Raw genomic sequence first — 13053 nt, 5'->3', positions numbered from 1 at the left:
CAACGACTCTTGTAAGCAGAAAATAGGACAATTAAGCGTGGCAGAACTTCACACAGTTTCGGCCCGCTTTTTTGGCTTTATACAGGGCGTCATCAGCAAGTTTAATTACGTCAGTTGGGTTTCGTGCACTACGGCTGTCTGCAACCCCAAAACTCGCAGTGACAGATACGGTCTTTTTCTTTGAATCAGCACTTCCGCGCTTTTTGCGGCCTTGTTTGTTGTCATCAGGTCGACTGTCTTGATCGCGTAGAATCATTTCATATTCAGCAATCAATTCGCGAACTTCTTCCACATGAGCTTCGCAGTCTTCGGTGTACTTACCTTTAAAGACAATGGTGAACTCTTCACCACCAAAACGATACACCTTTGCACCACCTTGTGTCTTCATTAGGCGCGAAGCCACCATCTTTAACACATCATCACCGGTGTCGTGGCCGTAGGTGTCATTAAACTTCTTAAAATGATCAACATCCAGCATCGCAATGGTGAACTTACGTCCCATATGCTTAAGGTCCAGATCCAACGCACGACGGCTAGGAATGAGCGTTAAGCTATCAGTAAAAGCCAGTTGATGGCTCGCCGATGTGGAGTAAATGATGATCAATAGGCCCGTTAGCGTAAACATGGTGCTAGAGATATATTGGACGTCGAAGAAGATAAACGTCGCCGAGGCTAACACCATCGCAGAGTAAGTCATCGCGTGAATGATCTTATTCTTCTTCAGCACCAAAATGCCAAGGAAGCACACAATACCAACACAATAGAGCACAAGTACTAGAGGAAGTTTGGAAACCTTGGGAACAATAAACAAGATGCCATTGGTCCACTCATCGAATCCACCTTCTACGTAATAGGTCAGCGTCACATAGGACCAAAAGACAAACATAACCAGCACAAAAATGTAGGCTAACGTGGCTTTGGAATCGAAACCTTCTTTATTGAACAGAAACACCGCTAGGAAAGAGACGGGTAAAAGACTCGCTAAAATGGTGAGCTCTAAAAGCGCAGTTCCCGTTTGAAGCGGAACTTGTAGGCGATGTTGGATTACGAAGTAGGCAAGTAGCATAGCAATGCAAACCATAGACTCGCGACCTTGCTTGAATGAGTAACACATTAACAGTGCACAGCCCAACAAAATATATGGCAAATTCGAAGCAATGCCCCAGTTAGACTGAGTCATCTGAATGATGCTATCCATACCCAAGCTGATCATACCCAACAGTATAATTGGAAATAGAAACCGAAAGCCTGGAGAGGTCATTAAAGATGAAGCCATCTACTACAAATTACCTGCAAATAGTTGAGTATATCTAAAGAGTTACATTAAGCATTCAATTAATACCGTGTGTGGGCAGTATATATTCTGACGCTTTCAAAACTAACAAGAATACGTGTATTTGCGAATTTTCCAAGTGTTTTACAGTCGATGATTACAAAAAGAGAGAGGTTGATTAAATTAAGACCAATCAACAAGTTGCACGATAGTTGTGACTGCTATAATTTCGTAGTGTTGAGCAAAGGAGAAAAATCGATGCAAATCAGTTCAGATGTACACAATTATATGGAGACACTCGTTGGGCAAGAACTCTCTTCAGAGCGATACGTCGATCAGTTTGATCATGAACAGTTGGCTGACATCGCTTGCTTGGCGCTGATCCAATTAAAACCAGTTTATATCCGCCATGATATCGATTTTCTGTCTGCTCTACCTGAGCGTAAACTGACGCAGTTTAAAGATAGTGTCTATATCGCGGTAGAAAATGCAGCAGCAATGGTGCAAGAAGATCGACGCACGAATCGTAACAATGATGTACCTGTAATTTTCTCGCATACCAGTTATGATGAAGACAAAGAACTGGATTGGTTTGAGAAGCCAATTCTCAACGTCAACATTAAGTAATGAGTGTCTTAATCAGTCTCAAATAGATAAGGCATGCCCAAGGAGGAATTGTGGGATTCTTTTCGCGCTTGTTTGGTGGTGGTGATAAAACTGCCGCAGTTAAAACCGTAGACCCCGTCGAATATAAAGGCTTTTTGATTTACCAAGAGAGTATTTCAGAAGGTGGTCAGTACCGCATTGCAGGACGGATTGAGAAAGAGTTCGATGGAGAAGTGAAAACCCACCGCTTTATTCGTTCCGACTTGATAGGATCAGAACAAGACGCCAATGAGCTGATGCTGAAAAAAGCGCAGATGTTCATCGACCAAATGGGTGAAAAAATCTTCAATTAAGAACTCACTGCAACTTGATTCGAATCATCTCCAAGAGAGCCATTAGTGTATATGCTGATGGCTCTCTTTCTTTTTGTGGCTTAATTACCTGTTAAATTAACCACTTAACATTCATCTGGTTAGACCTCTGTCTAGTGGCGCTAATCGTTGTTATTTTTCAGCGCGAAGTAGAGAATTATTCATTACTTAGCGTTATATGTAATGAAATTTAGTATTTTTATTACAAAATACTTGAAGTCATGATGGACGTTCGTTAAAAACAGAAGAATAACAGGGCTGTTAGTCAAGATTTGACTGTGCAAATGGGTGACCCAAAACACCATCATTCGTTTGCGTTTTCTTGCGTAGTAAACAGATAGAAATAAAAAAGAATTAGAGTAGAGCAACGCTCTGTTTTGGGACTAATTATTGATATGTATACAAGGAGTATGCGTTTTGCAAATCGGTGTACCTAGAGAAATACTCGCGGGTGAATCGCGAGTAGCTGCATCACCTAAATCGGTTGAGCAGTTAATTAAGTTGGGGTTCGATGTCGCAATCGAATCACAAGCGGGGGTGCTAGCCAGTTTCGACAATGCGGCTTATGAAGCAGCAGGGGCGACAATTGTATCTAGCGACGAAGTATGGCAATCAGGCTTAATTCTTAAAGTGAATGCGCCTCATGTTGATGAAGAAAGTGGCATCGATGAGATCGCGTTGTTACAAGATGGCGCAACATTGGTTAGCTTTATCTGGCCAGCGCAAAACGCGGAGTTAATGGAACAGCTCTCAAGCAAGAACATCAACGTTCTCGCAATGGACTCCGTTCCTCGTATCTCACGTGCGCAAGCATTAGACGCACTCTCTTCTATGGCTAACATCGCCGGTTACCGAGCAGTGGTTGAAGCTGCTCATGAATTCGGTCGTTTCTTCACTGGCCAAATTACTGCCGCTGGTAAAGTACCACCAGCTAAAGTGTTAGTTGCAGGTGCAGGTGTCGCAGGACTTGCAGCAATCGGTGCGGCTGGTAGCCTTGGCGCAATCGTTCGTTCTTTCGACGTTCGTCCTGAAGTGAAAGAACAAGTCGAATCGATGGGCGCTGAGTTCCTGACGGTAGATTTCAAAGAAGACTCAGGCTCAGGTGACGGTTACGCCAAAGAAATGTCTGATGAGTTCAACAAGAAAGCGGCTGAGCTATACGCTGAGCAAGCGAAAGATGTTGATATCATCATCACTACGGCGCTAATTCCTGGCCGCCCAGCACCGACGTTGATCACCAAAGAAATGGTCGACAGCATGAAAGCGGGCAGCGTGATCGTTGATCTGGCGGCTGCCAATGGCGGTAACTGTGAATATACAGAAAAAGACAAAGTCATCACGACAGCCAATGGCGTAAAAATCGTTGGTTACACTGACATGGTAGGCCGTCTGCCAACGCAATCTTCTCAGCTCTACGCAACCAACCTTGTAAACCTTCTAAAACTGTTGTGCAAAGAGAAAGATGGCAACATCGATATCGACTTTGAAGACGTTGTGTTACGTGGTGTGACCGTCGTGAAAGAAGGCGAAATCACTTGGCCAGCACCACCGATTCAAGTTTCTGCTCAACCACAAGCAAAAACCCAAGAACCGGTCAAAAAAGAGCCGAAAGTTGAAGAGCCAACTTCACCAGTTAAGAAATTCGCACCACTGGTTATTGGTTTGGGTGCGTTTGGCTGGGTTGCATCAGTCGCTCCGGCTGCATTCCTATCACACTTCACCGTTTTCGTATTGGCGTGTGTGGTAGGTTACTACGTAGTTTGGAACGTGACTCACGCACTGCATACACCACTTATGTCGGTAACAAACGCGATTTCCGGCATCATCGTAGTGGGTGCGCTACTGCAAATTGGTCAAGGTAATGGTGTAGTTACCTTCCTATCATTCATTGCTGTTCTCATTGCAAGCATAAACATCTTTGGTGGCTTTACTGTGACCAAACGTATGCTTGAAATGTTCCGCAAAGACAAATAATAGGAGTTACCAATGTCTGCAGGATTAGTACAAGCGGCATACATTATTGCTGCGCTATTTTTCATCTTAAGTCTCGCGGGACTTTCTAAACAAGAATCAGCACGAAATGGTAACTACTACGGTATTGCTGGTATGGCAATTGCGCTTATTGCGACAATTTTCAGCCCAAGTGCCGAAGGCTTTGCATGGGTCATCATCGCGATGGTGATCGGTGGTGGTATTGGTATCCACTACGCGAAGAAAGTAGAAATGACAGAAATGCCAGAATTGGTTGCGATTCTACATAGCTTCGTGGGTATGGCCGCGGTACTTGTTGGTTACAACAGCTACCTAGAGCCACCAGCACCAGTATCAACAGATCTTGCTGGTATTCACGCAGAGCACGTTATCCACCTTGTAGAAGTATTCCTTGGTGTGTTCATCGGTGCGGTAACCTTTACTGGTTCTATCGTAGCGTTTGGTAAGCTTCGTGGGATCATTTCTTCTTCACCACTTAACCTACCTCACAAACACAAGATGAACCTCGCTGCGATCGTTGTTTCAACACTGCTTATGATTTACTTCGTAAAAGCAGACGGCAGCATGTTCGCACTGATCTTGATGACACTGATTGCTTTTGCATTCGGTTACCACTTAGTGGCATCAATCGGTGGTGCAGATATGCCAGTTGTTGTTTCAATGCTGAACTCATACTCCGGTTGGGCGGCTGCGGCAGCAGGCTTCATGCTAGCAAACGATCTATTGATCGTGACTGGTGCGCTGGTTGGTTCTTCAGGTGCCATCCTTTCTTACATCATGTGTAAAGCAATGAACCGATCGTTTGTAAGCGTAATTGCAGGCGGCTTCGGTCAAGAAGTAGTGATTTCAAGTGATGAAGAACAGGGGGAACATCGCGAAACATCAGCTGAAGAAGTTGCTGAAATGCTGAAAAACTCGAAGTCCGTAATCATCACCCCAGGATACGGGATGGCAGTGGCACAAGCTCAATACCCAGTACATGAGATCACAGACAAGCTACGAGCTCAAGGCATTGAAGTTCGCTTTGGTATTCACCCAGTAGCTGGCCGTCTACCTGGTCACATGAACGTTCTATTGGCTGAAGCGAAAGTACCGTATGACATCGTACTAGAAATGGACGAAATCAATGACGACTTCCCAGCAACAGATACGGTTCTGGTCATCGGCGCAAACGACACAGTAAACCCAGCGGCACTAGAAGATCCAAACAGCCCGATTGCTGGTATGCCAGTATTAGAAGTTTGGAATGCGCAAAATGTCATCGTATTCAAGCGTTCAATGAATACAGGTTACGCAGGCGTTCAAAACCCACTGTTCTTTAAAGAGAATACATCGATGTTGTTCGGTGATGCGAAAGAGAGCGTAGAAGCAATCTCTAAAGCACTGTAAGCGTAGGGGACATCAGCATCTGCTTCGAAAGGAAGTATTTGCTTTAAAACTCATCAAGGCCAGCATTCGCTGGCCTTTTTTTGTGGGCTTTCAATGTTATAGTACTGCAAATCCTTAAGCTGCCTAATGTCATTTGTTTTTAGATTGATGTATAGTTCTGGCTAATGTAACAAGTACCGGTAACAGTTTGATTAAACAGTTTTTGCTCCGTTCTGCCTTAATGCTGCCACTTTTCTCGGCAAGCGCATTTGCAGATTCATTACCAGAACGAATAGATACGTTTACAGAGCTATTTAATTATGAAGTGGCTCTTAAATCGTATGATATACGCATACTGCAATCGAACTACCCAACCAAGTTGCTTTCACCGGACTCAATGTTGCCACAAACGGCCGATTATCCGCTAAAAGACATTCAACAGCTGTATCGCCTGGCGAACACATGTCGCGGAAAACTGCCGTTAAGTCCTTTAATTACGGAACCTTTGGTGTTTACTCGTGCCTTATGTAAAGGAACGCAACTCACACCACGTTGGTTTTCTCGTAGTGGGTTAATTCACCCAGGAGGCGGCACTTACGCAGCTCGTTACGCTGAGAAATATCCAGAACTGCGCCCTAAGCTTGCACAGTACATGCACATTAAAGAGCGCACTAACGACGATGGCGACGAACTGCTAGAAAGCTTGCAAAGCATGGATGATGATGCAATAAACGCACTCATCGCTGGTGCAAGCATGTTCATTGAAGGGAAGGAGCTTTGGCTACGCCGCGGTGATCACTACTTCGTTTTCTCTAAAAATGTTTGGCAAGAAAACGTTGCGAATGCTGGTCTGTCTTACGGACTCGCATCAGAAAGCCGAAGCTGCTTTGTGAAACGCGGTAACATTTGTTGGGATGTAGAAGATCACTCGCAAGTGTTGCGGATCAGCATGATCATTCTTGTGATTGCCAACATCTTATTGGTGATCGGCTGGGCAGTGTATCGCTGGAACAGCAAACGAGAAGAAATGCGCAGTCGCATGTTGGTGCTGCAAATTCTTACTCACGAACTAAGAACGCCGATTGCGTCTTTGTCTTTAACCGTTGAAGGTTTCCGTCGTGAGTTCGAACATCTTCCAGAAACCGTTTACGACGAATTTCGTCGATTATGCGAAGATACGCGCCGATTACGCCAGTTAGCAGAGGCAAGTAAAGATTATTTGCAATCTGATAACCAAATGCTTGCAACAGACTGGGTTCCTTCTGTTGCAGAATGGCTAGAATATAAGATTGAAGAAGAATTTGATAACGCTGTACTTTTCAAAATAAACGAAGATGTAGCTGCTAAAGTTAACGTGTATTGGCTCGGAACCTGTATCGATAACTTGCTACGAAACGCATTGAAGTACGGTAAAGCACCGGTCGAACTATGTGTAGAAACCAGTGCGGATAAAATCATTATCCAAGTCATAGATGCCGGCAGTTTAACTGCAAAAGATTGGGCAAACCTAAGAAAGCCGTTCGTAAGTAAGAGCGGACTAGGGCTTGGATTAACAATAGTTGAATCAATGGTAGGCCGCATGGGCGGAAAAATGTCCCTAATGGGACCACCTACAACCTTTATATTGGAGATACCTTGTGAAACAGACACTGCTTCTCGTTGAGGACGATAAAAACTTGGCTGACGGCCTGTTAGTAAGCCTGGAACAAGCAGGATATGAGTGTTTACATGTGGAGCGTATTTCAGACGTTGAGCCACAATGGAAAAAGGCTGACTTAGTCATTCTGGACCGCCAACTACCAGACGGCGACTCAGTACAATCTCTTCCTGAATGGAAAAAAATTAAAGATATCCCTGTAATCCTTCTTACTGCACTGGTTACTGTAAAAGATAAAGTTGCGGGTTTAGATTCTGGTGCGAACGATTACTTAACAAAGCCATTTGCAGAAGCGGAACTGTTTGCGCGTATCCGAGCACAACTTCGCGCACCAGATTCAGCGGAACAGGGTAATGCAGACAAAGTGATGACCAAAGACCTTGAGATCGACCGCGCAACTCGCGAAGTCGTATTCCAAGGTGAAATGATCACACTGACTCGTACCGAGTTCGATCTACTGCTGTTCTTGGCATCTAACTTAGGACGCGTATTTACACGTGATGAATTATTAGATCACGTTTGGGGTTACAACCATTTCCCAACAACGCGTACTGTAGATACTCACGTACTTCAGTTACGTCAAAAGCTACCGGGGCTAGAAATCGAAACGCTACGTGGCGTTGGTTACAAGATGAAAGCGTAACGGCAAAGAATGAAAACACTACTTCCTGTAGTTCTCTCATTGCTATTAGTGAAACCAGTCCAAGCTACGGACTGGTTTCAAACTAATACACCACTGACACAAGCTCACCAGCATCTGCTCGAAGATGACCTTGGTGGCATGTTCAATTCCCTTGTCGAACTATGGCAAAGTGAACCAAACAAAGAACTCACACCGCACCTCAATGATTTATTAGCACAATCACTTTCTAGAGACTGCGGCAAATCATTAACAGGTGTCACGCTTCCTGATTGGATAAGCGGCATTAACGTTATTCGACAAACCATCCAAAGCCCAGGCAGAGATACTTATCGACTTGTCGTTAAACTGCGTGCAACAACGGATATTGAAGACATCTCTTTCCGCCGTTGGGTCGACAGTACGATCTCTGCAGACAGCTCATTCAATTTTGAAGAGCAACCGGAAGGCGCAGAACTGGCAAATGAACGCAGCTTTTTAAAACGCTACAATCTAACCGGCAAGTTGGATGCGGGCTTATATCACTTATCAGTGACGACAAAAGACAAACGTACTTACCGTACATGGGTGATTTTAGGCGATTCAAACTCGACACAATATGTTCGTTGGACTTCAAAAGAGAACTGGAAGGTAGAGAAGAGCGCGCTACGGAACCCACATTGTCCGCTACCACAGCTAGAAGTCGGCCTTTATGATTATGTCGAAGGTCAATATGACCAAGTATGGAAAAAGACATACGAATCTAATTACCCAAATTCTCTTGAATTAGATGGAATCCCTAATGACCGATATGTGTTAGCTGTGAGCATTAACAGTCGACGTTGGCAAGGTGACATTATTGTTGAGCAGGCTCAAACTATTAGCCGAACTTATGATGTTTCTCTCGAAGAATAGCTAAAGAAATTACACTTGTGCCGATATAAGTTCAGGACGAACGAAATAACAAGTGTAGTATGAAGACACAATTCAAAATTTTAACCACGACCATCACAGCAGCGTTATGCTCTAGCGCTGCTTTTGCTGGCACTTACGCAATCGAAGCTCGTAGTGACGCAATGGGTGGAGTAGGAACCGTATCAGCCTCTTACCTAACTGCACCATTCTTTAACCCGGCATTAACGGCAATCTACCGTCGTAATGATGATGCAGGTATGATCGTGCCAAGTTTTGGCGTTAACTATAACGATCAAGACGGTTTAATCGACGAAATCGAACGCATAGGTAAGCTGACCGATCCAACAGAAATCGTAAACTCCTTAGACGCGATTAACGGACAAAAGATGGATTTTGACCTTGGTGGTGTCGTCGCCGTTGGTATTCCGAATAAATTCTTATCTGCAACAGCTTACGGAAAACTATATACCGAGTCTTTCGTTGAACCGACTATCGACACGGCAAGTGGTGACCCGTTAAATGATAGCTACGTGCGCGGCGTCTCTATTGGTGTGGCAGAAGCGGGGATCTCCCTCGCTAAATACACCAACTTCATGAATCAGCATTTGTCGTTTGGTATTACACCAAAACTACAGCGCATCTACACTTACTCTTACGCAACAAGCTTTGCTGCGTTCGATACCAAAGATTTGCGTGAAAATGAAACTGCAGAAACCATGTTTAACCTTGATGCAGGTGCATTGTGGTTCTTTGGTCCTTACCGTTTAGGTATTTCAGCGAAAAACTTAATCGGTCGCGACGTGAAAACGAAATCTTTCACCTACAACGGCGATACCATTCAATCCTACGAATACAGTATGCGACCAGTCTACACCGTAGGTGCCGGATATGTCGCAGATTACTTCAGCTTCAGCGTTGACTACGATTTGAATGAAGAGAAGAAGTTCTCTACCTTTGATGACAACACGCAAATGGTTCGAGCCGGTTTTGAAATTGACGTACTTCGTCAGCTAGCACTGCGTGGGGGATACATGAAAATCCTTGCACGTTCAGATGACGAGGGAACGATCACGGCGGGTATTGGTTTGTCACCTTTGAACTTAATCGAACTTGATATTGCAGCGCAATATACCAATGAAAACGCAATGGGTGCTTCGATTAATTTCCTTGCGACCTACTAAGCGAGCCGTTATAGTCAGCTCCTCATATTGAGGAGCTTTTTTATGTTTGACGATTTACCACCTCTGTCTCATCAAGAACAGCAACAAGCTGTAGAACGTATTCAAGAATTAATGCAGAAGGGTACCAGTACCGCAGAAGCGATTAAGATCGTAGCCCAGCAAATTCGAGCAGAATACGCCGCGAAGAAACAAGACTAAGAAATTACAAAGAGCAGGGCACAGACCCTGCTTTTTTTACGCCCCTCACATATATCGCTAAATCAAACAGCTCCCCGTCTTTTCACCACACTACCTTAAACAAATTCAACGTTACCACGTAACCAAGCAGTTCAAAAGTGGAGTAGAAACACCTACCACAATAAGTTAGTAAAATTTTACTAGCCACCATTAACTGTCACTTTTGAAATGCAGGCAAAAACACTGCGCAAGCACAGCAAATTAAACATAATCCCTTAAATACAATCACTTAACTCGGGATAATCATTCAAGCAATAAAACACTCCCACCTCGTTCTGTAATTTAATTACAGTGACGAATTCAATGACCATATCCAATAGTGAAATATTCTGCAAAAACATAAAAGAGACGCCGTCACTTTGATTCGCAGAAAATTTAGACATATAAAATGGTACTTATGGAAACAGTGAGTACTTGCGGACTAAAACCGAACCAAATCTAAAACCGTACTTAAAACAGAAAATGAGAATGAGTAAACGGTGTTTTTCAACGTGAGATTTAGATGGAATGAGCGCAACTTTTTTCAAAAAATGATCACTGGCCTACATTAGAGATATAAACGCAATTTTACTTACGTATTACACTGTAACGTTATAGGATTGAAATTGAGATTCTAAATGGGGTGAACTATTGATGAGTAAAGTTTGCATTTAGTTCTTAAGCCTTTTGCTGCATGGTAGATACTTAGTTAGTTTTGAGGGCCAGATAAAAGCGGCAGGAGAGACGAGTTATGTATAGTGTGTCTAAACAATATGTAAGTAGAATCTAATAAGCGCTTAAACCTTTCGATCTAGTTCAGACCTGCATTAATGATGATTTACACAACGTGCGCTGAACCGATACCTTAGGCACGTCTATTGACCTAGACGGCTTCGAAAATGTTACTACATACGTTTCCATGATCAGTGAGAAGCCAACTAAAAAGCCGAACCTTAGCGATGGGGTTCGGCTTTTATATTTCCCTATACTACGCATCTAAGTCATTATAAAATGTAAGGATTACATCCAAACGTACTTAGGATAACAAGCCATTGGATTTACAAGTCAAATTACTATCTATATTGGGAGACAATATGGGATGGGTTGTCGCACTGATTCTCGGTATCGTAGCTTTATTAATTTTCTACAAACCCATTGTCCGACTGATAGATAGAACCAAAAATGTTCAAATTCGCGATATGGTGATTGACGTAGAAGAAAAAGAAAAGTCATTCCCGGTTAGCGAAGAAAGCAGTACTAAGCCTGAAAGCAATGAAGAACCCGAACAACTACCAAGTGAAGAAAAACAAAATCATTGGGTAGACTTAGTAATTAGTGCGTTAATTGTCGACGATTTGGAAGAGGCCAAATGTGTTTTCAAGAAACACGTTAATGAAATAGATGACCTAGAAAAGTCATATAGAGATAAAAGTTTCTTTCTATTCTTACAGTTTAATCACGGCAATGGTTCAGACGTGCTCAATGAATTGGAAGCCCACATGAACAAAGCTACCGATGCCAGACAAAAGTTTGATTCCTTATCATGGTTATCAAAAGGGCTAGCTTTTGATGACCAAACCGAAAGGGCTAAAAATTTATGGCTTGATTTCACTAAGGGATTAACTGACGAAGAGTTGATTGTTGATGCTAAAATAAAACTAGCCCAAGCATATGCTGATAATGACGAGCTAAATAAAGCCAAAAATACATTAGTTGGCGCACTATCAATAGCAATCAACAATGAGCAAAAAGCTGATATATTTGTTGACTTAGCAGACGTAGAGACAAAATTAGGAAACAAAAAAGAAGCGTCTTACTGCTTAGATAAAACCGCACAATACAATCCTGAAAGCGAATCGCGATTATTCAATGCAGCTTATCAAGCATCTGAAAGTGGGCTAAATGACTTGTCCATAGTTAACTACAACGTATTAACTAAGCGACACCCCAAAAGCGCAGGCGCTTGGAATAATTTAGGTGTAGCTACAAAGCAAGCCAACTTCAACATTAAGGCAATAAATAGCTATTCTAGAGCTATAGAGCTGGATGATTCTCTTGCTTTAACCAATCAAGGGTATGCGCTTCTGGGGGCTGGGTTCATAGAAGAAGCAAGTGAATTAGCCCATAAAGCATTAACGCTTCAAGATCCTCATGTCAATGTACACAAGCTAATTTCAGCAATAGAGTCCAAACGAGAAACCGAGCACGAAAAATGGCGTGAATTTCTGAAAAAAGCACGAAAAAGCAAAACAATTATCGTAAATACATAGATAGTTACTATTTAGGAGATAAGACAGAATTATTGGACACTTGGCTCAATGAAGACAACATAGAAGTGACTCTTGAAGGTACTAACATTGATGCTCAATGGACAACATATAAAGATGAAGAAAAAACTCAAGTTAGAGCCAATTTCCACTTAACAGGCACAGTAACTGGCTCAACGATACAGGGTAGATTTAAAAAAAACTATCCGAATGAAAAATATTCATATCTATCATCTAATGTTGACGTTGATTTTTCGTGTTTAGGCTTTGTCGAAAAAGGTGTGCTGTTTCTTTTTTCAACGAAAGATTCCGACGACTCAACAGTTAAATTTACAAAAAGGTGATTCATAGCTTCTTATTTTTTGCTGGTATCCATTCGGCGGCTTTCATTCGACGGCCGCCTTAAAACGGTAAGACGTTTTCTTTAGCAGGATAGACTTTTGGTGGCTTTGTTGCTTAATTCGGTTGGAAGACATGGCAGCCCCATGTTGAGCAGTTCTTAAACAACATGCTGAGTTTCAGGCATACCGAGCCCTGTGAGCTTATTCAGCGCTTTGATCATAGCGTAAGTCTCGCCAACTTGAGCGT

General features: G+C 42.9%; 12 protein-coding genes. 11 read left to right on the top strand and 1 reads right to left on the bottom strand.

Annotation, left to right across the window (positions count from 1 at the left end):
- Positions 1 to 31 precede the first annotated feature (31 nt).
- Complete coding sequence (locus OQJ86_RS04080) at positions 32 to 1276, bottom strand: GGDEF domain-containing protein (RefSeq protein WP_038870701.1); 1245 nt, start codon at positions 1274 to 1276, stop codon at positions 32 to 34.
- Between the two features lie 255 nt (positions 1277 to 1531).
- Here OQJ86_RS04080 and OQJ86_RS04075 point away from each other — a divergent pair, with 255 nt between their 5' ends.
- From OQJ86_RS04075 to OQJ86_RS04025, 11 genes are all read left to right on the top strand, one after another.
- A complete protein-coding gene (locus OQJ86_RS04075; RefSeq protein WP_038870703.1) occupies positions 1532 to 1900 on the top strand; it encodes a late competence development ComFB family protein in 369 nt (122 codons plus the stop codon).
- A gap of 50 nt (positions 1901 to 1950) precedes the next feature.
- On the top strand, positions 1951 to 2232 hold the full coding sequence (locus OQJ86_RS04070) for an HlyU family transcriptional regulator (protein ID WP_038877383.1): 282 nt from the start codon (positions 1951 to 1953) through the stop codon (positions 2230 to 2232).
- 435 nt (positions 2233 to 2667) lie between these two features.
- The gene (locus OQJ86_RS04065; protein WP_265986601.1) at positions 2668 to 4224 is read left to right on the top strand and encodes a Re/Si-specific NAD(P)(+) transhydrogenase subunit alpha; all 1557 of its coding nucleotides are present in this window, start codon (positions 2668 to 2670) and stop codon (positions 4222 to 4224) included.
- A 12-nt stretch (positions 4225 to 4236) separates the two neighbouring features.
- On the top strand, positions 4237 to 5631 hold the full coding sequence (pntB, locus tag OQJ86_RS04060) for a Re/Si-specific NAD(P)(+) transhydrogenase subunit beta (RefSeq protein WP_038877385.1): 1395 nt from the start codon (positions 4237 to 4239) through the stop codon (positions 5629 to 5631).
- Positions 5632 to 5851: 220 nt separating this feature from the next.
- On the top strand, positions 5852 to 7273 hold the full coding sequence (gene vxrA, locus OQJ86_RS04055) for a sensor histidine kinase VxrA (protein WP_161625078.1): 1422 nt from the start codon (positions 5852 to 5854) through the stop codon (positions 7271 to 7273).
- On the top strand, positions 7248 to 7910 hold the full coding sequence (gene vxrB, locus OQJ86_RS04050; protein WP_038870712.1) for a response regulator transcription factor VxrB: 663 nt from the start codon (positions 7248 to 7250) through the stop codon (positions 7908 to 7910). Before vxrA ends, vxrB begins: the two co-directional genes overlap by 26 nt.
- Positions 7911 to 7919: 9 nt before the next feature.
- Complete coding sequence (locus tag OQJ86_RS04045; RefSeq protein WP_038870714.1) at positions 7920 to 8801, top strand: DUF2861 family protein; 882 nt, start codon at positions 7920 to 7922, stop codon at positions 8799 to 8801.
- A 59-nt stretch (positions 8802 to 8860) separates the two neighbouring features.
- The gene (locus OQJ86_RS04040; protein WP_265986598.1) at positions 8861 to 9982 is read left to right on the top strand and encodes a conjugal transfer protein TraF; all 1122 of its coding nucleotides are present in this window, start codon (positions 8861 to 8863) and stop codon (positions 9980 to 9982) included.
- 42 nt (positions 9983 to 10024) lie between these two features.
- Positions 10025 to 10180 (top strand): YoaH family protein, encoded by a 156-nt coding sequence (locus tag OQJ86_RS04035; RefSeq protein ID WP_080774323.1) that lies wholly within the window; start codon positions 10025 to 10027, stop codon positions 10178 to 10180.
- A 1112-nt stretch (positions 10181 to 11292) separates the two neighbouring features.
- Positions 11293 to 12468 (top strand): tetratricopeptide repeat protein, encoded by a 1176-nt coding sequence (locus OQJ86_RS04030; protein WP_265986595.1) that lies wholly within the window; start codon positions 11293 to 11295, stop codon positions 12466 to 12468.
- 32 nt (positions 12469 to 12500) lie between these two features.
- Complete coding sequence (locus tag OQJ86_RS04025; protein ID WP_265986594.1) at positions 12501 to 12809, top strand: hypothetical protein; 309 nt, start codon at positions 12501 to 12503, stop codon at positions 12807 to 12809.
- Positions 12810 to 13053: the final 244 nt, after the last annotated feature.

The sequence above is a fragment of the Vibrio sp. Sgm 5 genome, assembly GCF_026241575.1.
Taxonomy (GTDB): Bacteria; Pseudomonadota; Gammaproteobacteria; order Enterobacterales; family Vibrionaceae; genus Vibrio; species Vibrio jasicida.
This window is presented reverse-complemented; position numbering and strand designations above follow the sequence as displayed.

Coding starts and splice junctions, on each gene's coding strand:
- OQJ86_RS04080 (WP_038870701.1), bottom strand. CDS start 1,276: ATGGCTTCATCTTTAATGACCTCTCCAGGCTTTCGGTTTCTATTTCCA.
- OQJ86_RS04075 (WP_038870703.1), top strand. CDS start 1,532: ATGCAAATCAGTTCAGATGTACACAATTATATGGAGACACTCGTTGGG.
- pntB (WP_038877385.1), top strand. CDS start 4,237: ATGTCTGCAGGATTAGTACAAGCGGCATACATTATTGCTGCGCTATTT.
- vxrA (WP_161625078.1), top strand. CDS start 5,852: ATGCTGCCACTTTTCTCGGCAAGCGCATTTGCAGATTCATTACCAGAA.
- OQJ86_RS04045 (WP_038870714.1), top strand. CDS start 7,920: ATGAAAACACTACTTCCTGTAGTTCTCTCATTGCTATTAGTGAAACCA.
- OQJ86_RS04040 (WP_265986598.1), top strand. CDS start 8,861: ATGAAGACACAATTCAAAATTTTAACCACGACCATCACAGCAGCGTTA.
- OQJ86_RS04035 (WP_080774323.1), top strand. CDS start 10,025: ATGTTTGACGATTTACCACCTCTGTCTCATCAAGAACAGCAACAAGCT.
- OQJ86_RS04030 (WP_265986595.1), top strand. CDS start 11,293: ATGGGATGGGTTGTCGCACTGATTCTCGGTATCGTAGCTTTATTAATT.